Here is a 23,558-nt window from a genome sequence, read left to right on the forward strand (position 1 = left end):
CGAACGGGTACAAATTTGAAGACATTTGCAGGAGGAAACGATGAAAAGAGTCATTATTGATACAGATACAGCTGGAGACGATACAATAGCTATTCTAACAGCGCTGCACTACTTTAAAGTTGAAGGAGTAACGGTGGCTGGAGGGAATGTCGACTTTGAACAAGAAGTAGAAAATGCGCTTTACACAGTTCAAATGGCAAAATCTGACTACCATGTGCCGGTATACAAAGGCTATGAAAGACCCATTATGGCAGTTGGAGTAGAGAAGCATATTACGATTGAGGATATTCATGGGAAATATGGCATGGGCGATTCTTATTTTGAAAAAACCGAACAACGTCCTGAAAAAGAACACGCTGTTGATTTCATTATTGATACAGTCAAAGCAAACCCCGGCGAAATCTCTTTATTGGCGATTGCTCCTCTAACCAATATTGCGATGGCCATCAAAAAAGATCCTACAATTGTTAAAGACATCCCTCATCTTTATATTATGGGAGGTTTAAACAATACGTTAGGAAATATTACGGCAGCAGCAGAGTATAATTTCTATGTAGATCCAGAAGCTGCCAGAATTGTCATGCATTCTGGTGTTCCTATCACTATGGTGGGCTGGGATATGTGTAAAAAACATTCCGTAATGAAAAAAGAGGACCAAACGGAGATTCAAGCGCTAGGAACAGCAGGATCTAAATTTTACATGGATGTAAATAGTGCAGTTATACGTTATGATCAAGAAATTCATAAGTTAGACGGGATTACTCACCCTGATACATTACTCGTTGCTATAGCTGCAGATGAAAGTATCATGACAGGCTCTGATATGTATTATGTAGATATTGAAGTACATGGTGAGCTGACCAGAGGCTACGATTTAGTGGATGTCTCAAACTTTACCGGCAAAACACCGAATGTGCGTGTGTGTGAAGAAGTAGATAGAGACAAATTTAAAGCCAGTTTATTAGATGTTTTAAAAGCTATTTAGATAGAAAAAGAAGCAGCGACCTCCAAGTTAGAGTGAAATCTAATTTTTTGTGGGGGTTGCTTTTTCTGTGGCGGAGTAAAGGGTGTATTTTGAAGTGAGTTTGAACATCAAGGTTAAAGTTGTCTTGATGAAGAAAGAGGCTTGAACATCAAGGTTAAAACCGCCTTGATGAGGAATTGAGATTGAACATCAAGAGTAAAACCGTCTTGATGAAGAAAGAGGCTTGAACATCAAGGTTAAAACCGCCTTGATGAAGAATTGAGATTGAACATCAAGAGTAAAACCGTCTTGATGAAGAAAGAGGCTTGAACATCAAGGTTAAAACCGCCTTGATGAAGAATTGAGATTGAACATCAAGGTTAAAACCGCCTTGATGAAGAATTGAGATTGAACATCAAGAGTAAAACCGTCTTGATGAAGAAAGAGGCTTGAACATCAAGGTTAAAACCGCCTTGATGAGGAATTGAGATTGAACATAAAAAGTAAGATTGGCTGGTTTGAGTCCGGTATTCAACCGAACTCAAACCAGCCAATCAGCTGTATAATAAGAACTCTAACTATTAGGGCACCAAGCCAACCCGAGCTTCTTATTTAAAGGACTTCTTAGATTAATTCTTCAAGAGTTAACGTCGTTTCTTCCCATTCTTCCATGAGTGTTTCATACTGTTCATTCAACAGTTGAAGTTTATCATTGATTTCTTGGACTTTTAAATGATCTTCATAGACTTCTGGTTTGGTCAATTCAGTTTCTAAATTTTCGATACTAGGCTCCAATTCAGAAGTTTCCTGTTCAATGGCTTCGATTCGACGGGTCAGCTGTCGAACCAATTTTTGATTTTCTTTATTGATTTCACGTTTTTTTGAAAGGGCGGTAGAAGCGGAATCTTTCCCAGAACTGTTTTCCGTTCCCTGTGCTTCTTCATCTGCAAGTCGTTTCAATTCTTCTTGCTCAGCTTTTTTTTCTAGGTAGTAATCATAATCGCCTAAGTAAGCTGTGCTCCCTTCTGCAGACAGTTCAATTACTTTAGACGCAATCCGATTGATGAAATAGCGGTCATGAGAAACAAAAAGCAGTGTGCCGTCGAAATCGATCAACGCATTTTCAAGTACTTCTTTACTATCTATGTCTAAATGATTTGTAGGTTCATCCAGAATTAAGAAGTTGTCTTGATTCATAGACAATTTAGCTAATGCCAAACGAGCTTTTTCTCCACCGCTTAAAGAGGTGACGGCTTTTTCAACATCTTCTCCGGAAAATAAAAAGCTGCCTAAAATAGATCGGATATCTTTTTCGGGAGTAGTAGGGTGTTCATCCCAAAGTTCGGCCAATACAGATTTAGAAGAATGCAATTCAGCTTGTTCTTGATCGTAATAGCCAACTTCCACATTTGTTCCGTATCGCTTTTCACCTTTCATAAGAGGGAGTTCTTCGAGTAAGGATTTCAGCAGTGTGGATTTTCCCACACCATTTGGTCCGACTAAAGCTATAGCATCGTATTTTCGGATATCCATATTGATCGGTTCAGATAAAATCGTTTGGTCATATCCGATAGCTCCGTTTTCTAATGACATCACGACATTTCCGCTTTCTTTGGCAGGGTGGAAACTGAATGTAGCTGATTTTTCTTCGCCTTGAGGTTTATCTAAACGGTCTATTTTTTCCAATTGTTTCCGACGGCTCTGAGCACGTTTGGTAGTAGAAGCGCGGACTAAGTTGCGGTTTACAAAATCTTCTAACTTGGCAATTTCTTTTTGCTGTTTCTCAAATTCTTTCCATTCTTTTTCAAGTTGTGCAGCTTTCAAGTCTAAATATTTACTATAATTTCCTTTATAATGGTGCATTTTTTGACGGCTTAAGTCATAGACTTCATTAACTACTTTATCTAAGAAATAACGGTCATGAGAAACGATCAGCAACGCACCAGTATAAGTTTGCAGGTAGTTCTCTAACCAGTTTAATGTTTCGATATCCAAATGGTTGGTAGGCTCATCTAAAATCAATAAGTCTTTTTTTTGCAACAATAATTTCGCTAAAGCTAAACGCGTTTTTTGGCCACCTGAGAGTTGATTGATGGATTTAGCATAATCCTCTTCAAAAAAGCGGAAACCATGTAAAACAGAGCGGATCTCTGCTTCATAACCATAACCATTTTGCTCTCGAAAATCGTGCTGCATTTGATCATACTGTTTTAAGGTTTCATGATAGAGTTCCTCATCGGCTAATAAAGAAGGATCCCCTAACATTTCTTCGGTATGACGCATTTTCTTTTCTAATTGGATCACATGTTGGAAAACTTCCAACATTTCATCCCAAATGGATTGAGTAGAGTCAAGGCCAGTATTTTGTGCTAAGTAGCCGATAGTCACTTGTTTTCCTTTTGAAATTTGTCCAGCATCCGGAGGTTCAATATCTGCGATGATTTTTAACAGAGTTGATTTGCCGGCACCGTTTCGTCCCACAAGGGCAATACGTGAATTTTCTTGTACTTCTAAATAAATATTCTCAAACAATACATCTGCACCAAAATAACGTGCAACGTGTTGAGCTTGTAATAGAATCATTTTGTTGTCCTCATTTCTTATCTCTGCTCTTTCACTTAGTTTAGCATATTCTGTCTTTAAGTGGGAGAGTGTCTGGAAGGCTGGACTAACAAAAAGAAAGCCGGTTCACAATGTTCTTTGTGAATTTTGTATGGATAAGAAAATAAGCGAAAAAAAATATTGAAATGACCGTTTAAAAAAGCTGGTAATTTAAGAAGAAGATGTTATAATCTTATTATGTGAAACTCGACAATTTGTGAAACAAATAATTTGTTAACGAATATTGTGAATTTTGAATAAAAGAAAGTGAGTGAAGTGAACGATGGGTTCAACGAATACAATACCCAAAGCAACGGCAAAGAGATTACCGATTTATTATAGATATTTACGGTATTTGCATGAAGATGGAAAAGAACGTGTGTCATCAACTGAATTAAGTGAAGCTGTGAAAGTAGATAGCGCTACGATTCGACGCGATTTTTCATATTTCGGAGCTCTAGGAAAAAGAGGTTATGGTTACGATGTTGAAACGCTGATGCATTTTTTCAGTAAAACATTGAAACAAGACCGACTAACGAACGTGGCATTAATTGGTGTGGGTAACTTAGGACATGCTTTATTAAATTACAATTTCCATCAAGGGAACAACATGCGCATCAGTGCTGCCTTTGATATCAACAAGGATATTGTAGGAACGATTCAATCTGGAGTACCGGTTTATCCAATGGAAGACATGGTACAACAGTTGAAAATGCAACAAATCGATGTAGTTATGCTGACTGTACCTACTTCAGCAGCTCAAGATGCTGCAAATAATCTCGTTGAAGCTGGCGTTAAAGGAATACTGAACTTTACACCGATTCGTATTTCCGTACCAGAAGAAGTTCGAGTACAAAACGTGGATTTAGCGAATGAATTGCAGACTCTTATCTATTTTATCGATCACTATAAAGCAGACTCAGACAGTGATGATACTTTATTGCTATTAGATTAAAAAAAGCAACAAACCTATTTACGGTTTGTTGCCTTTTTTTAGTTTGAGATAGATTTGTAAAATCTTCGTAGCTCTTACCACATCTCGTGTGGCAAACAATACAAAAATGATAGAGAAGAATCCCCAACCAAATTCACCAACGTAGTCAATTGCAAACCAGATAAAAATAGCTGCAAGAACATAATTGAAAACAATTTGAATAATAAAATCTCTTTTTTTCATGAACGTTAAAAGTTCCTTTCTACTATAAACACTATTAGTATAGCCATAAGTTAGCTACTGTAACGGTAGCATTCATTAAAGCGTGAGCAATAATTGGAGCAGCAATCGATTTTGTTTTCCAGTACAAATAGCAGAAAACAAATCCCATAATCGAATAAAGCAAGTAATGACCATCAAAGTGAATAAAGGCAAATATCAATGAACTGATCACAGCAGCACCGATTCCTCCAGTAATGTCATAAAGATAACCAAAGATAGCTTTCCTAAATACAAACTCTTCCATAATAGGACCAAAGATAGCTACTAGAATCAAGAAAATAGGGTATTTATTCACAGTGAAAACGAGCTCTGCAGTGTTTTGTGACCCTAAAGGTGTATTGAGCAAGAATGTTTCGATAAATACAGCTAAGTATTGACCAACAAAAGCTAAAAACATTCCTCCTACTCCCCAAAAAACAATCGATTTTTTAGAATTGCTGGGCGTTTTCTCTAGACTATTATCAAATGTAGACCGATGATTAACGATAAACATTAGGATAGCTCCAATCACGAAACCGGCGATAGTACCATAAATGCTGGCGTCTGCTACAGCTTTAGCTGGTACAAAAAACAACACTATCACTGGGAAAAATTGAGCTATAATATAGATGAGAATGATTTTTGCATATGGAGACTTAATTAAATTCTTCATGTGTTTAAAACCTTCTTTAAGTAATTATTTACAGTTGCACTAAAAAAGAACAAGACTATATAAAGTGAGCAATGCACCTTTGTAATGGTACTGCATTTGGACGTAAAACAGTTTTAAAAAAAGATGTTCAATAAACAGTATAACATAAGTCTCATACCACTAAAGCAATTTTTGCTTTCTTCTTGAAGTATTTCTTTCTTAAATAAAAGGGCACTCTTTTTCTTTTTCAAGAGTAAAAAATACTTGCAAAATTTTTACAGTTTGATATGATGAAGAAGTGATTTAGCACTCTTTTAGAGTGAGTGCTAACAAAGAAAAACTATAATTGGAGGGATTTACGTGTTAAGACCTTTAGGAGATCGTGTCATCATTAAAGTCACAAAAGAAGAAGAAACAACAGCAAGTGGTATCGTTTTGGCTGGTACAGCAAAAGAAAAACCACAAACTGGTGAAGTAGTTGCTGTTGGTGCTGGGCGTATACTCGATAACGGAACAAAAGCTGAGCTTTCAGTTGTCGTTGGAAATACAGTATTTTTCGAAAAATACGCTGGTTCTGAAGTGAAGTATGATGGTACTGAATATTTAGTGATCAAAGAGAGCGATATCATCGCAATCGTAGACTAAACGTAAATAAAGACATGTACACGAATAAAAATCAATCTGATGAGGTGAAAGAAAATGACTAAAGATATTAAATTTTCTGAAGACGCACGTGCTGCATTATTACGTGGAGTAGATAAATTAGCAGATACTGTTAAAGTAACACTTGGACCCAAAGGAAGAAATGTAGTTTTAGACAAATCTTACGGTTCGCCATTAATCACTAATGATGGAGTGACGATCGCAAAAGAAATCGAATTAGAAGACCGCTTTGAAAACATGGGAGCTCAATTAGTTTCTGAAGTAGCTTCAAAAACCAATGATACAGCTGGTGATGGTACAACTACTGCCACTGTTTTAACCCAAGCGATTGTTCGCGAAGGAATGAAAAATGTTACTGCAGGCGCAAACCCGGTAGGGATTCGAGCTGGAATTGAATTAGCCACTAAAGTAGCTGTTAAGGAATTATTAGCTGTTTCTCGTAAAGTGGAAACAAAAGAATCCATTTCACAAATCGCTTCTATCTCTTCAGGAGATCCAGAAATCGGTGCTTTATTAGCAGACGCTATGGAAAAAGTGGGCAACGATGGTGTTATCACGATCGAAGAATCTAAAGGAATCGAAACTGAACTAGATGTTGTAGAAGGTATGCAATTTGATCGTGGATACTTGTCACAATATATGGTTACAGATAACGATAAAATGGAAGCTAACTTAGAAAATCCATACATTTTGATTACCGATAAAAAAATCTCAAACATTCAAGATATTCTTCCATTATTGGAACAAATCTTGCAACAAGGTCGTCCGTTGTTGATTATTGCTGAAGATATTGATGGCGAAGCATTGCCTACATTAGTCTTGAACAAATTACGCGGTACCTTCAATGTTGCAGCTGTTAAAGCTCCTGGATTTGGGGATCGTCGTAAAGCGATGTTAGAAGACATTGCTATTTTAACTGGTGGTACTGTAATCACAGAAGACCTAGGTCTTGAATTGAAAGATACTACAGTAGAACAATTAGGACATGCAAGTAAAGTGGCTGTTACTAAAGATGCGACAACTATTGTAGAAGGCGCTGGTTCAACAGATACGATCAGCCAACGTGTAGCATTATTGAGAGCTCAAGCAGAAGAAACAACTTCTGAATTTGACAAAGAAAAATTACAAGAACGTATTGCAAAATTAGCTGGTGGAGTTGCCGTTATTCGTGTGGGTGCTGCAACAGAAACTGAATTAAGAGAACGTAAATTACGTATTGAAGATGCTTTGAATGCAGCACGTGCAGCTGTTGAAGAAGGAATCATCGCTGGTGGTGGGACTGCTTATATCAACGTTCAAAGCAAAGTTGCTGAAATTGAAGCTGTAGGCGACGTTGCAACAGGTGTGAAAATCGTTGTTCGTGCGTTAGAAGAGCCAATTCGCCAAATCGCTGCAAATGCAGGAATGGAAGGTTCAGTAATTGTTGAAAAAATGAAAACTGCTGAACCAGGTGTTGGATACAATGCGGCAACAGACGAATGGGTAAACATGATTGAGGCTGGAATTACAGACCCAACTAAAGTGACTCGTTCAGCTCTACAAAATGCTGCAAGTGTAGCGGCATTATTGTTAACGACTGAAGCCGTAGTAGCAGATCATCCAGAACCAGCAGCACCAGCAGCTCCAGGAATGGACCCAAGCATGGGCGGTATGATGTAAGAAAGTTATTTTAAGATTATTGAACAAGGGAGTGAGGCAAAAGCCTCACTCCCTTGTTTTTTTCGATTATTTTCAGTTCTCCACTATTTAACGTTGGTAAGTAAAAATTCATGTCTTTACCAATGTTAGAATATACAAGAATTTTAGTGTTCGTGGTTATCTCTGGATAGTAATCCAAAAAATTTCAAGCAGTATAAAGCACATAGACCAACGATGATATACACAATTTTAGATAAGAGAGTGTCTTGTCCGCCAAATAAAGTAGCTACTAAGTCAAATTCAAAAAGTCCAACCAACAACCAATTCAAACCACCAACGATCAATAAAGCTAAAGCAATACTGTCTAGAGTTTTCATCCGGTATCCCTCCCTGTTTAGTATGACTTTTAAATCACTCTAAAAATAACAGGGATACTGTTGATTGTCCAATGAATTGATTAGAAGAATATCTAACAGTTAAAGGTGTTTTATATTCGATAGGCTAAACGCCTTGTTCCGCGCTCTCAATAATCATTGCGATGCCTATTCCGCCTCCTACGCATAGTGTGGCTAGGCCGCGCTTTTTGTTGTTTTGTTTCATCGCATTTAAAAGTGTGACTAAAATGCGTGAGCCCGAGGCGCCGATTGGGTGTCCTAATGCGATAGCACCGCCATGGATATTGACTTTCTCAGTAGGAAGTTCTAAATCGCGCACCAAAGCAATGCTTTGGGAAGCAAAAGCTTCATTGAATTCATATAAATCGATGTCTTCTTTTGTGAAATTCGTTTTTTCAAATACTTTTTGAACAGCAGTATATGGTGCATAACCCATGATTTCAGGATCGGTTCCCACTTCTGAATACCCTTTGATCGTTGCTAAATAAGGGATGTTTCGTTTTTCAGCTTCAGTTTTAGCCATCAGCAAGATTGCGGCTGCACCGTCGTTAATGCCTGAAGCATTTCCAGCTGTTACGGTTCCCTCTTTTTTAAAAGCCGGACGTAGTTTTTGCAATTTTTCTATGGTTGTTTCTTTGCGAGGATATTCATCGTCTGAGATGAGTTGTGTTTCACGTTTTATTTGGACAGATACTGGAACGATCTCATCCTTGAACCAGTCATTTTCTTGAGCTGTTGCGGTTTTGATTTGTGAATCCAAGGCAAATTGGTCTTGTTCTTTACGGCTCACATGATACCGTTCAGCCACATTTTCAGCTGTGATTCCCATATGCTGCTGATTGAAAGCATCTGTCAGACCATCATGTACCAAGCTGTCGACGGAGTTGGTATCGCCTAATTTGCTGCCAAAACGTTGATTTTTTAATAAATAAGGAGCTTGAGACATATTTTCTGTTCCACCAGCCAACACGACTTTGGCATCTCCAACTTGAATAGCTTGGCTGGCTAAAATAACAGCTTTCAATCCTGAACCGCACACTTCATTTACCGTCATAGCAGGGATAGTATTGGGAATTCCAGAATGAATAGAGATTTGGCGTGCAGGGTTTTGTCCCAAACCTGCCTGTAAGACATTACCAAAAATCACTGAGTCCACATCTTCCGGCTGCAAATGAGAGCGGTGTAAGACTTCTGTAGCAGCCACGGTGCCCAGTTGAACAGCTGAAGTATCTTTAAATTGACCTCCTAAAGACCCGATTGGTGTACGGACTGCACTGACAATTACTACTTCTTCCATAATTGATCTCCTCCAACTAATTTTTATACGATTAAGTATTGATACGTCTATTTTACGATAAACTGAGCCGAATACACTATAAGATTTCCTTAAAACTATCATTTTGCCCAATTTCATAAGTTATTGTTAAATTTCATTTGTCTCAGTTGTGTTTTCAAGAAAGTTGTTTTATCGTTAAAGATGGAGAAGATTCGGAGAGCAATTGATTACGAATAAAAGGGGAGATCAACTTGAATATAGGGATAGATAAAATTGGTTTTTATACACCTCATACATTTATTGATATGGAGAAGTTGGCAGAAGCTCGAGGAGTGGATCCAGCAAAATACACGATTGGTATCGGACAGGAACAAATGGCCGTTTCACCGGTTACTCAAGATTCAGTAACATTAGCTGCAAATGCAGCCTTAAGAATATTAGATAAAGAAAATTTGGAAAAAATCGATTTGGTTATTTTTGGTACAGAATCAGGAGTCGATAGCTCTAAATCAGGAGCTGTTTATGTGCATGATTTGCTGGGCATTCAATCCAGCGCTCGTTCGATTGAAATCAAACAAGCCTGTTATGGAGCTACAGCAGGAATCCAGTTAGCTAAAGGGCATATTGCTTTGAATCCAGAGAGTCAGGTATTGGTATTAGGTTCAGATATTTCTAGATACGGCTTGAGAACTTCAGGAGAAGTAACTCAAGGAGCCGGAGCTGTAGCAATGGTCATTAGTGCTGACCCTCGTATTTTAAGTTTAGGCAACCAAAGTGCTTACCTGACAAATGATATCATGGATTTTTGGAGACCGACTTATTCAGATACCGCTTATGTAGACGGCAAATTTTCAAACGAACAGTACATTGCTTTCTTTTTAAACACCTGGGAACAATTCAAATCACAATTAGATATGACGATAGCGGATTTTGAAGCCCTGTGTTTCCATTTGCCTTATACAAAAATGGGTATGAAAGCGATGCGGGAAATATTTGATGAAGGTACTGAAGAAGATCAAAAACGGTTAACGGACCATTACCAAAAGAGTACGGTGTACAATAAAAGTGTTGGAAATATCTATACAGGTTCATTGTATTTGAGTTTGATTTCGTTACTGGAACAGGACGTCAGCTTAAAAGCTGGAGATCGAATTGGATTGTTTAGTTATGGTTCTGGAGCAGTTGGTGAATTCTTTACTGGAATACTTCAATCGGAATTCAGAAATGCTTTAGCAGAAGCGGATCATAAGAATTTATTTGCGGAACGAGAAGAAGTTTCGATTGAAAAGTATGAAGCGATTTTTAGTGAAACATTGCCAGTAGATGGATCAAATCTACAACTGGATATCGAAAAAGACCCAGCAATGATTTGTGTTGCGGGAATCAAAGAGCATAAGAGAGTGTATGTCAATAAAAGCAGATAATCTCAAAAAAGGCAATCCCAAAATAAACAGGGGCTGCCTTTTTTGAGATTCAGTTTATGAAGCAGACCCTAAATCATCTAATCCTACTTGAATTTAGAGACAGCTCCTCTTTTTATTGACGGTATTCTTTTAACAATTTCTCAGCAGTGGCTAAATTCATGTTTTCAGCTTGTTTTAATTTACGCGACAACCAGTTGATTTCTTCGCCTTTAGCGCCTGCACTGATAGCCAAAGAGCGAGACTGCAATCCCATATGTCCTTTTTGAATGCCGTCTGTGACGAGTGCTTTGACAGCCGCTAGATTTTGAGCCAAGCCAACAGACACGATGATTGATTCCAATTCAGCTGCATTTTCATAGTGCAAAATAGTTTTGGTCATTTTAGCGGCTGGATGGAATGAGATTGAACCACCAACTGTTCCGATGGGTAAAGGAAGCGTCAAACTCCCTAACAAGTCGCCATTTTTCGCTTTCTCCCATTTGGTCAATGAACGATACTGACCACTTCTGGAGGCATATGCATGGATACCAGCAGAAATAGCGCGCCAGTCATTCCCGGAAGCAATAATAACGCCATCAATTCCATTCATAATGCCTTTGTTGTGCGTCACAGCACGATAAGGATCCGCATAAGCAAATTGGTAAGCGTCAATGATGCGGTCACGCACTTCTTCGCCGCTAAACTTTCCCTTTTGCAACTGCTCAACTGGAATGCGGCAAGTAGCAGTTGCCAGACATTCTGTCGCATAATTGGAAAGAATCCCCATCAGTGCCCGGCTCTGCGCCAAATCCTCTACGTAAGGAATAATGCCTTCCATCATCGTATTGATAATATTGGCTCCCATGGCTTCTAAGGTTTTAACATGCAAATGAAGCACAATAAATTCAGGCGCATATTCTAGTTCGTCAGCTTTAATATGGCGAATGTCTAGTTTTACGGCTCCGCCCCCGCGTTTCACAATAGAAGGGTGAGCTTCATTAGCTATCTGTAAGATCTCAGCTTCTTTTTCAGCAAGCAATTGAAGAGTTTCCGTTATGTGTGGGGGATTCTTCAAAGCCACCTGACCGATCATTGTCCGATCAGTCGTAGTCGTTGTAAAACCACCAGTGTGCTTGACGATTTTCGCAGCTGAACTGGCAGCGGCAATCACAGAAGGTTCTTCGATTGCCATCGGAACCACATATTCTTTGCCATCAATCAAAAAGTTTAAAGCAACTCCGTAAGGCAATTCATAAGTGGCCAGCTGGTTTTCAATCATATTGTCCGCTACGTCATTGGACAAATGCAACCCTGATTCCAACTGACTTTTTTCTTCGGCAGATAAAACTCCAGCTTGTCTTAAAGCAGAGATACGGCTAGATTTAGTTTTAGCATAAAACTTATTTAAATACGAGTAGTCCATCATAATCTCCTTTGAACAGTGATGTGTATAGATTTATAGTAGCACATTCAAAAAAACTAAGCACCAGTAAAGAAAATTAGTTTAAAAAACAAGTCAATTGATGAGGTAGTTATGACAAAGCTATAGGTTTAAATGATAGTGTTGGTGTAGTTAATAAAAGAGCAGATAAATTAGATGGGATTATTAGATAGATGGGGATTAGCTCATAGAATAATCGGTAATCAGGTTTCTTTTATGAGATAGAGAGGAGTTAACTCATAAAAGGACCGGGAAATAGGGGTTCAATTATTAGATAGAACGGGGTTAGTTCACAATAGAACTGGGAAATAGGATTCAATTATTAGATAGAGAGGCGTTAGCTCACAAATGAACTGGGAATCAGTATTCTATCATTAAATAGAGCGGGGTTAATTTACAAAAGAACTAGAAATCAGCAGCAATTGTTAGATAGCAAAAGCCTAGCTAACAAAAAAAGCAGGAATCCTTCTAGAATGATGAATTAACCTCTCCCTGCTAACTAGTGCAACGATGCGAAAAAAAGCCAAGCACTTTGAGAGATTACTTTACCTGCTTAAGCACAATAACTCTTCAAAATCCTTAGCTACCTAAAATGCACATTAAAAACATTACCAACGAATCTTATCGATCGTCTCCAATAACAATTTTGTATTAGCTTCACTAAGACCCCAGTGAGTGATTTCCTCTTTAATATCCGGCAACTTGCCGCGCTCGCGGACGAATCCGTTCAATCGAGCAGCAATAGTAGATTGGATAAATGAGGATTCATCTGGGAAAAGATTTTTGATCACCTCAGTGGCTCCTTTAAAGCGCCTTAAAAAGTATTTTTGATGGTGATTTTCAGCTGTATAAAAGTGGTTGAAAGTTTGGAATTCAGTTTGGATTTCTTTTCCTTGGGCTTGCTCGTATTCGGAACGAATCTCTTTAGCCGTCTTATACTGTGTTTCATTTTGATAAAACAAAATAGAGATATACTGGCGCTCTTTATAAAAGCGATCTTTAGCAGCGTCGTGGTTTTCCCAAAACAAATGGACTAATTGATCATAAGAAATGATTTCAGGGTCAAAAGTGAGGTGTACTGTTTCAGAATGATTGCCTATTTTTCGATAAGTAGGATCCTTACTAGTTCCGCCAGCGTAACCGACTTCGGTTTGAATCACTCCAGGTAAACTTCCAAAAAAACTATCCGGGCCCCAGAAGCAGCCCATACTAAAAGTAGCTTGTTCTAGAACTGAAGCGTGCTCATTCAAGTCTGTCATTTTGCTCACCTCGCTATTTCTTTATTCCTCTTCCACAATATGCTGTACACGTCCTACTTGATCGCCTTCTTGAAGCATGACTTTGATGCCGTGCGGATGACTTTGACTGTTGGTCAAGAGACGTTTGACATGTCCACGAGTCAATTTTCCGGTACGTTGATCTTTTTTAAGAACGATATCGACCAGTGCCCCTATTTTAATAGTACTGCGTTTTTTTCCATCCATATTCAAATTGCTCCCTTATAACTAGTTTGTAGTTCCTATTATACAGAAAAGAAGCTGCGGGTTCTTCTTTTTTGCTGAATTCAAAATACCTATTCGTTAAAAATTATGGTAACATTGCGATGAAGCAGCTGTATGCAATCAGCAGAATGAGGAACAGGTGATGTGAAATGGTAACCATCAATGATATTGCCAAAAAAGCGGGGGTAGCTAAAAGTACAGTATCCCGCTATTTGAATGGCGGTTCGGTGAGTCAAAAAACAAAGGATAAAATAGAAAAAATAGTCAACGAAACAGGGTATTCACCCAATACATTTGCTCAAAGTTTAAAAGCTAAACACACTAAAATGGTTGGAGTCATTGTCCCCAGATTGGATTCTTATTCTGCAAATGAAGTCATCACCAGTATTGATAGAAAATTAACAGCAACAGGATATCAATTACTGATTACTAACACGGATCAAAGTGTTGAAAGAGAAATTGAAAATATTTATACATTGGCGAAACAAAAAGTCGCTGGAATTATTCTAATGGCTACGGTAGTGACAGAAGAACACCGGAAAGCTATCAAAGAAGTAGACGTGCCTGTGTTGCTGCTAGGGCAGCAAGCGGAAGGGTTGCATTCAATAGGGCATGAAGAATATAAAGCTGGATATGCAATGGGAAAACTTGCAGGCAGCTTAGGACATAAGGATTTTTTGTATTTTTCTGTCTTCAAAGAAGATATCGCAGTGGGCCAACTAAGAGCAAATGGAGTGCTGGAAGCATTGAGAGAATGGCCGGATAGTCAAACAGAGGTAATAGAAACCAGTTTTTCTTTCCAACAAGCTTATGAATTAACCTTGGATATCTTGCCAAAAACCAAAGCTACTTATGTATTATGTGCCACAGACAATATTGCGATGGCTGTGTTAAAAGCAGCACATACTTTAAATTTAGCGATCCCGAAAGATTTTTCGCTTTCAGGGTTTGGAGGATATGAAGTGACATCTATTGTTTCGCCTTCTATTACCACAGTAAAATACGGGTACAAAGAACTTGGTGAAACTGCGGTAAATCAACTCTGCCACTTAATAAATGGAGAAAAAGCAGAAAAGAATGTACTGATTCCGAATACATTGATCAAAAGGGAATCCACAGTTCCAAAATAAATAATCAAGAGAAATCTCTTGACAACTCTTTTTGGAACCGGTATCATGAACGTAAATAGAACCGGTTCCAAAAAATAGGAGGGAATAAAAATGGCAACGAATAAAGAAATTGCTCAAGATGTGGTGGAAGCGCTAGGTGGAAAAGAAAATATTCAATCTGTTACCCATTGTGCAACGAGATTGAGAGTTATCGTCAACGACAAAGAAAAAATACAAGAAGATAAAGTAGACGATATCGAGAAAGTAAAAGGAGCCTTCTTCAATTCAGGACAATACCAGATTATCTTCGGTACTGGGACAGTCAATAAAATTTACGAAGAAGTAACCGGATTAGGTGTTTCGGAGCAAACTTCCGGAGAAACCAAAGCTCAAAAAAACGAAGGCAAAAATGGTTTCCAACGAGCTATTCGGACATTTGGAGATGTGTTTGTGCCGATTATTCCAGTATTGGTGGCCACCGGGTTGTTCATGGGATTGCGTGGATTACTGACACAAGAACAGGTTTTAGCTGTATTTGGTTTAGTTCCTGAAGACATTAGTGCGAACTTTTTATTGTATACTCAAGTTTTAACCGATACGGCTTTTGCGTTTTTACCAGCTTTAGTAGCGTGGTCTTCCTTTAAAGTTTTTGGCGGATCGCCAGTTATTGGTATTGTATTAGGCTTAATGCTGGTTAACCCAGCTCTTCCAAACGCTTATGAAGTAGCTGCTGGAACAGTAGATCCAATCACCATGTTTGGATTCATCCCCGTTGTTGGGTACCAAGGAACTGTATTGCCAGCCTTTATTGCTGGATTTATGGGTGCTAAATTTGAACGTATTGTACGCAAAAGAGTACCGGAATATCTTGATTTATTGATTACACCATTTGCAACGTTGCTTGTAATGAGTATTTTGTCATTATTCGTTATTGGACCTGTATTCCACTCATTAGAAACGGTTGTATTGGATGCAACGATTTGGTTGTTGCAATTGCCATTCGGTATTGCTGGATTGGTCATTGGTGGACTTAACCAATTGATTGTAGTCACTGGAGTACACCATATCTTTAATTTCTTGGAAGTACAGCTCTTAGCAAATACAGGAGTGAATCCATATAATGCGATTATCACATGTAGTGTAGCAGCTCAAGGTGGAGCAACATTAGCGGTAGGAATGAAAACAAAATCCAAAAAATTAAAAGCTTTAGCTTTCCCTTCTACTTTATCAGCGTTCTTAGGAATTACCGAGCCCGCTATTTTCGGGGTGAATTTACGCTACGTTAAACCTTTCTTATTTGGTTTAGTAGGTGGTGGAGTTGGCGGGATGTTGGCTGACTTATTGAATTTAGAAGGAACAGGGATGTCTGTTACGGTTATTCCTGGAGCATTGTTGTATTTAAACGAACAATTTATCTGGTACCTTGTAGTTAACGCAGTTGCAATTGCTGTAGCTTTCGCTTTAACGTATCTGTTCGGATTTTCAGATAAAGAAGTTGCAAAGGACTAAGCAATGAAAGGAAGAAATGATTTGTCGAGTAAGTCAGAAACAGAAAAATATTCATTGAAGTACCATATTGTTCCACCAAAAGGGTTATTGAATGATCCGAATGGGCTGATTCAATACAAGGGAATTTACCATGTGTTTTTCCAGTGGAATCAACACGATACCGTTCACAAAAACAAAAGCTGGGGACATGTCACTTCAAAAGATTTGATTCATTGGGATTACCATGAGGCTGCTTTGATGCCGGATGAGTGGTATGACAAAGACGGCGTATATTCTGGCAGTGCAGTCTCCTTTGATGACAAATTGTATCTGTTCTATACTGGAAATGTACGAGGAGCTGAAGGGAAGCGAGAAAGCTACCAGTGTTTAGCTGTGTCGGAAGACGGGTTCACATTTGAGAAAAAAGGGCCATTGTTCAATCATCCAAGAGGTTACACAGGTCATGTCAGAGATCCGAAAGTATGGCAAGACGGAGTTGGGACGTGGTGGATGGTGTTAGGAGCACAAAAAGAGGATCTATCAGGAGACACTATTCTTTATCAATCCACTAATTTGCTGGATTGGGAATTCAAGGGATCATTTGTGGAAGAAAAACTTTCTCTGGGGTACATGTGGGAATGTCCAGATGTATTGCGTTTCACAGAAAAGGATGTCTTTATTTTCTCTCCACAAGGCTTGGAAACGAAAGGAAAAGAGTTCCAAAATATTTATCAAACGGGTTATTTAACCGGAAAGCTGACTTCCAATGGAACTTTTGCGCCAGATAAGAAGGCGTTTAAAGAATTGGATAGAGGCTTTGAATTTTACGCTCCTCAAAGTTTTACGGATGTTTCAGGCAGGGTAATCTCATTTGGTTGGGCCGGAGTGATGTACCCGGAAGTCGAAGCAGCGGTCCCAACACGAAAAGATGGCTGGCTGCACGCGTTATCTGTCCCAAGGGAAGTCACTTATGTGGATGGTGCGCTTAAACAACAACCTGTAATAGAGTTAGAACAATTGAGACAGCCAAACCCAACAGTGATAAATGATGCTGCACAGCAAACGATTGAATTGCCTTCATTACAAAACGAGTTGCTGATCGATTGGGAAAATACCCCTAAAGACTTCTGCCTTCACATTCGTAAGGGTGTAACGATGCAGTACCATCATGGGAATAACCGATTTGTAGTCAGTCGCACTAATTGGCTCACGAAAGAACGAGAAGAGCGAGAAGTAAAAATAGAAAAAGGATTAAAAAATATCCGTTTGTTGTTAGAAAGTTCTTTAATAGAGTTGTTTATTAATGACGGGGAAGAAGTATTTACCTTACGTTATTTCATAGAAGAAGAAAGCCGTCAATTAGTGATATCAACAGGTGATGAGATAGAAAATAGGACTATTTCATTGTATGAATTAAGCGTTTAGCAAAACAGACTGAGATAAGCACAATTTGCTTATCTCAGTCTGTTTTCTACATTTCTCTTATAGATCTAAGGTTTCGTTGGCATTTTCTCCCGGTTTCACCGAGTCTTTATTTCCAACAACTTTTTTAAAGAAGTTGGCAACAGATTTGGTAGTATCGCCTGTATCCCAATACTCTGCATGATTAGCTTCCACTTTGATCAAAACCAAAATAGGATCATCGTAACTGACATCGAACATTTTCTCATAGACTTTATTCCAAAATTCTTTTTTGCGCTCGATATCTTCTACAAAGGAAGCCGTTCCGCTGATAGAAGCATAAGAATCGCCAACAACGGTAACGTTTACATTTGGATTTGCAGAAATTTCTTGGTATTTTGTAGTATCTCTGCGCGTGATGAACCACAAGTCACCGTCAAATTCTAGTTCTTGAGTTTGCATCGGGCGAGAGACGATATTTCCTTCTGCAGAAACAGTTGTAAGCATGACTATCTCCGTATCTTTTAAAATACCTCTTAATACGGATAAAGCTTTTTCGTTTTGTAAAGAATTGTTTTCCGACATCTATTTCACCTCACTAGTTTAATACAGTTAGTATAACAGAGGGATTATCGATCTTAAAATAATACGTTTGCTGCTTATAAAAAAATAGCACTCTGTTGACCGAAGTGCTAAAAAAGGTTATAATATTGTTGTAGCAAGAAAGAGACTTGCTGCAAGAATCAGTACAATAAAAGAAAGAAGGATGCTTTATGAATAGTTTATTTCCATTTAGACGTGATTTCATGAATGTAGACAGAAACTTTTTCGGAGATTCTTTTGATCACCTGTTTTCTAATACAGCCAACTTTGATGTAGATATTAAAGAATCTGATACAGGATATATCTTAGAAGCGGATATGCCAGGATTGGCAAAAGAAGACATCCAATTAGATTACCACAATAATGTATTGTCCATTAATGCTCACCAAGAAGAAGGCAAAGACGAGACGGATGAGAAAGGGAACTACATTCATAGAGAACGTTCGGTTCGTTCTTACAGTCGTCAGTTTATTTTAAAAGACGTTGAAGAAAATGCAATTACGGCTAAATTTGATAACGGCGTACTGACTGTTCATTTGCCTAAAAAAGAAGTTATGGACTCACCCAAAAATAGAATTGAAATACAATAAAAACAGAAGAAAAGGACTGTCATTAATTGGCAGTCCTTTCTGCTGTTTTTATTTATCTTGGTAAACAGAAGGTTCTTCAGCTTCATCCAAATCTTCGACGACTTCTGTATCCACAAGTGGTTTGACGATTTCTTTGTTTTTGCGTTCCTTTTTGTGGAAGTGTAAAACTTCCAATAAGGGAACTAAAATGGCTGCGATAAATCCACCAGAGAAACCATTGTTGTACAAGTTCATACCAGCATGCAAATAAGTGATGTTTGCAGCCATGGCCATGTGCAGACCACCTGCTATAAAACCTGCAACAGCCCCATAGTGCCCACTTATAGGAGCCAATGTAGTTCCAAAAAGAGCGGTCAATAGAAAAGTAGTAGAAGATAGTTCAACAGAAGTAAATAAACTGATCACAACAATCCCAACTAAAATAGGCAAGACATTTTTGATGTGTTTTCCAAAAGCTCCAAATCCGACAACGGTAAAAATACCACCAAGTACAGGTCCATTCAATTCTCCTCCAACCAGAAGAGAAAGAGTAGTAGTAATCAGCCCTAGTAAAGACATATTGATAAGAGTCAATCCAAAACCATGCTTTTCTAAAAAATCTCCCCCACCAATGCCATCCTCATCTAAGAAGTCATTGTATCCATGAAAATTCCCACCGTTAAAATACAGTCCGACAGCAAACATAAAGGAAAATAGAGTGTACATAAAAATAGAAAAAGCTACATTATTTCCGCTGGAAAGCAGATTCACTACATCGACTTCAAAACCATAAGCTCTCAACATAGCGATAAAGGCCATACCAATAATTCCGGCGGTAAATCCGATGTTGTATAGGCTGAACCCTTTATGGAAGCTGGCAAAATGACGAGACAACGGAGGAAGCACGAAGCCGACAATTATCCCTGAGAGAGACCCTAATAAGATACCTAATGGAAGAGGCAAGCCAACATTAAAAGAAACCTCACTTACTAAAGGGGCCAGTGCTGTCCCGAATAAAGCAGATAATAAATAATTTTTAAATGGAGTACGAGTAGCTTTTGCATAAAGCAGTACGCCTAAAATGATGGGGATAGAATTATACAAGTTTTTTCCGAATAAGGAGAATCCTACGACTGTAAAAACAGCGGCAAGTAACGGACCGGAGAGGGTTACTTTATTTTTTCGAATAATCAACAGGCTTTTCAAAGTCATTAGTGAAGCATTCACTAACGCAGCTCCTGGATTAGCCAATGCAAAATAATCCGTTATTAAGTTAGCGGGAGAAAATAAAATTTTTATACTGCCATTCCAAATTTCACTTGGTGTGTTTAACAAAAAAGCAAAACTAAATAAGGAAGCAGCAAAAATGAAGATAAAGAGATATTTTTGACGTTCAGTTACCAAAGTCTGTTCTTGATTTTGTTTAGGATAAAGAATATTTTTCATCTAGTTCAACACACTTTCATAGAGGATTTTCTAGATAGAATGGAATTTTTCTTTGTTTATCATCCAAGTGGTCTAGTAAAGTAGGCACTTGCTTTTTTAAAATAATAACATGATTCGTTTTCAACAGCAATAAAAAAATACCGAGAAAAAGTGCCGGTTTTATTGAAACATCAATGAAAACAGACAATAAAAGGAATCGTTTTCCTTTTTAAAAAATTGAACAAAATAAAAAAAGAGCAATCTTTGGTTAGATTGCTCCGTTAGTTATCAATTAAAAGGAAAAGTGGTCTGATTCTAAACGACTACAACGATTTTCTTTTAAATGCCTTGTTCTACATTTTGTAACAGTTTTGTTGTGTGTGCTTTCTTTTCTCCGGCAATCGTAGTGCGTTTGAATGAGTAGTAAGAAATGACTAGTGGAATCAATGCACCTATCCAAGCCAAAGGATTAGCAATAGTTACGCCAAGGTAGCCTAGTGGTGTTACGAGAGCTAGTGCTACAATAACACGAGAAAGTAATTCCATTACGCCTGCTACAGTTGGTGCAGTACTTTTACCTAATCCTTGAAGTGTATTTCTATAGATAAATAATAAAGCTAACACAAAATAGAAAGTCGAATTTGTAACGAAATAAGTTTGTACCATTCCTAAAATTTCGGGATCTGTTTCGCCAATGTACATTTTTGCCATACGGCTGCCGAATACAATCAGTAAAGTTGCAGCTACAAAGCTGTATACAACAACGATACGAGTGATTTTCTGAACGCCATCCCAAATACGGTCGTGTTTACCGGCACCGAAGTTTTGAGCTGTATAGGTTGCCATTGTTGTTCCAAAAGATACTAACGGCATGGTCGCGATACCGTTGATTTTTTCAGCTGCTGTAGTGGCTGCAACAGCAGTAGCGCCTAAACTGTTCAATGTAATTTGAATGGCAATAGCCCCGATTGAAATAATAGAAGCTTGGAATCCCATAGGCAAGCCGATGTTTAAGTGAGTTGTGATTTCTTCTTTGCTTACTTTCCAGTCCGTTTTACGAATCCGTAAGACAGGAACTCTTTTCCAAATATAAACTAAACAAAGAATACTAGAAACAACTTGAGAAATGACAGTTGCATATCCAGCGCCTTCTACGCCAGTGCCAAAGCCTAAAATAAAGACATAGTCCAACACGATATTTAATACAGAAGCGATAGCTAAAAATAACAAAGGTGTACGGCTGTCTCCGATAGCGCGTAAAACATTTGATAACAAATTAAAAAATACAGTAGCACTAATTCCAGCAAAAATAACGATTAGATAAGTATAAGCGTCTTCCATTAAAGCAGCCGGGGTGTTCATGAAATCTAAAATTTGTCTAGTAAATAAAGTAGCTAAAATAGTTAAAACAACAGCAGTTACAGCACTGATGATCACACTGGCTGCTAAGTTTTTACGAATCCCTTTAATATCTTCTTTTCCAAAACGTTGAGCAGTAATCACTGAAAGACCTACAGTTAAACCCGTTGCCAGCCCGATAATCAGATTGCTGATACTTCCTGTAGAACCAACGGCTGCAAATGCATTTACACCAATCGTTCTGCTGATAATGAATGTATCAGCCATGCTGTAAAATTGTTGGAAAATATTTCCTAATAACATTGGTAGAGTGAATAGGATAATCAATTTGATTGGATTTCCTTTAGTCATGTTTTGTCCCATTATAAAAATGCCTCCTGAATTTTTTTGTCTGACAAATCTGTCATGAATAAGTGCGTTTGTTTTTTTGAATACTTTTGCAAGTATAGATTCATTTTCAGAAAATACAACCCTTATTTTCATTTTTTATTGTGACAGTTTTGTCAACAAAAAAAAGGCAGAAAAACCATTTCGTTTTCATTGGTTTAACGGCAATCAGCTGTTGATACATATAGTTTTCCAACTTCACAAAGTGTTCATTTTCATAAAATATAAAATCAGAATGAAAAAATAAAGAGTACAGATTTTTTTTATTTTTAATTGTACATACACGCAACATGCCGTACTGTTAAATAAACAAATAAAGGAATTTATTTTTCAATAGAATAAGCAAAATTTTAAAACAAAGGAAGAGAAGTATGAGACTGGATAAGTTATTGGGTGAAGTTGGATTTGGCTCGCGAAGAACAGTTAAACGCTTAATTAAAAGTAAACAAGTGGTCGTTAATGGTGAAGTTGTGATGGAAGACAACACCAATGTTGATCCGCAAATCCAAAAAATAGTCGTATCAGGGAAAAAAGTTGACTATCAGCCGCATGCCTATTATATGATGAATAAGCCTGGTGGAGTAGTTAGTGCAGTAGCAGACGAAGAGAATAAAACAGTCATCGATTTAATCAAAGAATATGATCGCTTACCGGGGTTGTATCCTGTGGGAAGATTGGATAAAGACACAGAAGGTTTATTGTTGATCACCAATAATGGAAACTTAGGCTATCAATTGTTACTGCCTCACAAACATGTTGCAAAAAAATATGAAGTAATCGTCAACGAACGAGTGACTAGTGCAGATCAAGAAGCATTTGCCAAAGGAATCGTATTTCATGGGGGAATCCAGTGCGAACCAGCGAAGCTGACCATTTTAGAAGCGAGTGAAACAGAAAGCAAGGTACTTGTAGAAATTAACGAAGGTAAGTTTCATCAAGTGAAGAAAATGTTTCTAGCTTGCGGGAAAAAAGTGACTTCTTTAAAACGGTTGTCAATGGGACCAATTGAACTCGATGAAAAACTTCCGGCAGGAGCCTATCGCCCTCTTTCAATCGAAGAATTAAATCAATTAATCCCTTATTTTTAACTTTTAATCTCTAAAAAGAACCGACCTGGAATAATCGTTACTCATCAAGGCAGTTTTCTCCTTGATGTTCCAACACCATTCTTCATCAAGGCAACTTTCTCCTTGATGTTCCGACACCATTTTTCATCAAGGCAACTTTCTCTTTGATGTTCCGACACCATTTTTCATCAAGGTAACTTTCTCCTTGATGTTCCAACACCGTTCTTCATCAAGGTAACTTTCCCTTTGATGTTCCAACACCATTCTTCATCAAGGTAACTTTCTCCTTGATGTTCCAACACCATTTTTCATCAAGGTAACTTTCTCCTTGATGTTCCAACACCGTTCTTCATCAAGGTAACTTTCCCTTTGATGTTCCAACACCATTCTTCATCAAGGCAGTTTTCTCCTTGATGTTCA

At 38.0% G+C, this 23,558-nt stretch carries 20 protein-coding genes and 1 pseudogene; 10 read left to right on the top strand and 11 right to left on the bottom strand.

Annotated features, from left to right (window positions below):
- Positions 1–40 precede the first annotated feature (40 nt).
- Positions 41–985: a nucleoside hydrolase gene (locus ACEN36_RS01835; RefSeq protein WP_407095824.1), complete on the top strand. Its 945-nt coding sequence runs from the start codon at positions 41–43 to the stop codon at positions 983–985.
- A gap of 603 nt (positions 986–1,588) precedes the next feature.
- Here ACEN36_RS01835 and ACEN36_RS01840 read toward each other — a convergent pair.
- A complete protein-coding gene (locus tag ACEN36_RS01840) occupies positions 1,589–3,547 on the bottom strand; it encodes an ABC-F family ATP-binding cassette domain-containing protein (protein WP_407125807.1) in 1,959 nt (652 codons plus the stop codon).
- Between the two features lie 301 nt (positions 3,548–3,848).
- Between ACEN36_RS01840 and ACEN36_RS01845 the strand changes: the two genes are divergently transcribed.
- The gene (locus ACEN36_RS01845; RefSeq protein ID WP_407095826.1) at positions 3,849–4,520 is read left to right on the top strand and encodes a redox-sensing transcriptional repressor Rex; all 672 of its coding nucleotides are present in this window, start codon (positions 3,849–3,851) and stop codon (positions 4,518–4,520) included.
- 18 nt (positions 4,521–4,538) lie between these two features.
- Here the strand turns inward: ACEN36_RS01845 and ACEN36_RS01850 are convergent, their stop codons facing one another.
- Both ACEN36_RS01850 and ACEN36_RS01855 read right to left on the bottom strand, forming a co-directional pair.
- Positions 4,539–4,742 (bottom strand): YdiK family protein, encoded by a 204-nt coding sequence (locus ACEN36_RS01850; RefSeq protein ID WP_407095827.1) that lies wholly within the window; start codon positions 4,740–4,742, stop codon positions 4,539–4,541.
- 34 nt (positions 4,743–4,776) lie between these two features.
- Positions 4,777–5,433: a CPBP family intramembrane glutamic endopeptidase gene (locus tag ACEN36_RS01855; protein ID WP_407095828.1), complete on the bottom strand. Its 657-nt coding sequence runs from the start codon at positions 5,431–5,433 to the stop codon at positions 4,777–4,779.
- Positions 5,434–5,772: 339 nt separating this feature from the next.
- Between ACEN36_RS01855 and groES the strand changes: the two genes are divergently transcribed.
- Both groES and groL read left to right on the top strand, forming a co-directional pair.
- On the top strand, positions 5,773–6,057 hold the full coding sequence (gene groES / locus ACEN36_RS01860) for a co-chaperone GroES (RefSeq protein WP_407095829.1): 285 nt from the start codon (positions 5,773–5,775) through the stop codon (positions 6,055–6,057).
- A 54-nt stretch (positions 6,058–6,111) separates the two neighbouring features.
- Positions 6,112–7,734 (top strand): chaperonin GroEL, encoded by a 1,623-nt coding sequence (groL, locus tag ACEN36_RS01865; RefSeq protein WP_407102521.1) that lies wholly within the window; start codon positions 6,112–6,114, stop codon positions 7,732–7,734.
- Between the two features lie 143 nt (positions 7,735–7,877).
- On the opposite strand, the gene ACEN36_RS01870 is transcribed toward groL, so the two are convergent.
- Positions 7,878–8,090, bottom strand: a complete 213-nt coding sequence (locus ACEN36_RS01870; RefSeq protein ID WP_407125808.1) for a DUF378 domain-containing protein — start codon at positions 8,088–8,090, stop codon at positions 7,878–7,880.
- A 124-nt stretch (positions 8,091–8,214) separates the two neighbouring features.
- Positions 8,215–9,405 (bottom strand): acetyl-CoA C-acetyltransferase, encoded by a 1,191-nt coding sequence (locus ACEN36_RS01875; protein WP_407125809.1) that lies wholly within the window; start codon positions 9,403–9,405, stop codon positions 8,215–8,217.
- Positions 9,406–9,635: 230 nt separating this feature from the next.
- On the opposite strand from ACEN36_RS01875, the gene ACEN36_RS01880 reads away from it, so the two are divergent.
- Entirely contained in the window at positions 9,636–10,808 is a 1,173-nt protein-coding gene (locus ACEN36_RS01880; protein WP_407125810.1) for a hydroxymethylglutaryl-CoA synthase, read from the top strand.
- A 112-nt stretch (positions 10,809–10,920) separates the two neighbouring features.
- Here ACEN36_RS01880 and ACEN36_RS01885 read toward each other — a convergent pair whose 3' ends face one another.
- The 3 genes from ACEN36_RS01885 to ACEN36_RS01895 all read right to left on the bottom strand — a co-directional run bounded on the left by ACEN36_RS01885 (position 10,921) and on the right by ACEN36_RS01895 (position 13,712).
- Positions 10,921–12,213, bottom strand: a complete 1,293-nt coding sequence (locus tag ACEN36_RS01885) for a hydroxymethylglutaryl-CoA reductase, degradative (RefSeq protein ID WP_407102518.1) — start codon at positions 12,211–12,213, stop codon at positions 10,921–10,923.
- A 623-nt stretch (positions 12,214–12,836) separates the two neighbouring features.
- Entirely contained in the window at positions 12,837–13,487 is a 651-nt protein-coding gene (msrA, locus tag ACEN36_RS01890) for a peptide-methionine (S)-S-oxide reductase MsrA (protein ID WP_407102517.1), read from the bottom strand.
- Positions 13,488–13,508: 21 nt separating this feature from the next.
- Positions 13,509–13,712 carry a YwbE family protein gene (locus ACEN36_RS01895; RefSeq protein WP_407095836.1) on the bottom strand — a complete coding sequence of 68 codons (204 nt, stop codon included), beginning with the start codon at positions 13,710–13,712 and terminating at the stop codon, positions 13,509–13,511.
- 167 nt (positions 13,713–13,879) lie between these two features.
- Between ACEN36_RS01895 and ACEN36_RS01900 the strand changes: the two genes are divergently transcribed.
- The 3 genes and pseudogenes from ACEN36_RS01900 to ACEN36_RS01910 all read left to right on the top strand — a co-directional run bounded on the left by ACEN36_RS01900 (position 13,880) and on the right by ACEN36_RS01910 (position 17,752).
- Complete coding sequence (locus ACEN36_RS01900; RefSeq protein ID WP_407125811.1) at positions 13,880–14,860, top strand: LacI family DNA-binding transcriptional regulator; 981 nt, start codon at positions 13,880–13,882, stop codon at positions 14,858–14,860.
- A 90-nt stretch (positions 14,861–14,950) separates the two neighbouring features.
- Positions 14,951–16,333: pseudogene (locus ACEN36_RS01905) on the top strand (sucrose-specific PTS transporter subunit IIBC); the annotation flags it as partial.
- 36 nt (positions 16,334–16,369) lie between these two features.
- Entirely contained in the window at positions 16,370–17,752 is a 1,383-nt protein-coding gene (locus tag ACEN36_RS01910; protein ID WP_407125812.1) for a glycoside hydrolase family 32 protein, read from the top strand.
- A gap of 57 nt (positions 17,753–17,809) precedes the next feature.
- Here the strand turns inward: ACEN36_RS01910 and ACEN36_RS01915 are convergent, their stop codons facing one another.
- Positions 17,810–18,313, bottom strand: a complete 504-nt coding sequence (locus tag ACEN36_RS01915; protein ID WP_407095839.1) for a pyridoxamine 5'-phosphate oxidase family protein — start codon at positions 18,311–18,313, stop codon at positions 17,810–17,812.
- A 188-nt stretch (positions 18,314–18,501) separates the two neighbouring features.
- Here ACEN36_RS01915 and ACEN36_RS01920 point away from each other — a divergent pair, with 188 nt between their 5' ends.
- Positions 18,502–18,921, top strand: a complete 420-nt coding sequence (locus tag ACEN36_RS01920; RefSeq protein ID WP_407095840.1) for an Hsp20/alpha crystallin family protein — start codon at positions 18,502–18,504, stop codon at positions 18,919–18,921.
- 48 nt (positions 18,922–18,969) lie between these two features.
- Here the strand turns inward: ACEN36_RS01920 and ACEN36_RS01925 are convergent, their stop codons facing one another.
- A complete protein-coding gene (locus tag ACEN36_RS01925; protein ID WP_407095841.1) occupies positions 18,970–20,346 on the bottom strand; it encodes a DUF1576 domain-containing protein in 1,377 nt (458 codons plus the stop codon).
- A 318-nt stretch (positions 20,347–20,664) separates the two neighbouring features.
- Entirely contained in the window at positions 20,665–22,047 is a 1,383-nt protein-coding gene (locus ACEN36_RS01930; protein ID WP_407095842.1) for an MATE family efflux transporter, read from the bottom strand.
- A 395-nt stretch (positions 22,048–22,442) separates the two neighbouring features.
- Here ACEN36_RS01930 and ACEN36_RS01935 point away from each other — a divergent pair, with 395 nt between their 5' ends.
- A complete protein-coding gene (locus ACEN36_RS01935) occupies positions 22,443–23,159 on the top strand; it encodes a pseudouridine synthase (RefSeq protein WP_407095843.1) in 717 nt (238 codons plus the stop codon).
- Positions 23,160–23,558 lie beyond the last annotated feature (399 nt).

It is taken from the genome of Desemzia sp. FAM 23989 (assembly GCF_045528345.1).
GTDB lineage: Bacteria > Bacillota > Bacilli > Lactobacillales > Carnobacteriaceae > Desemzia.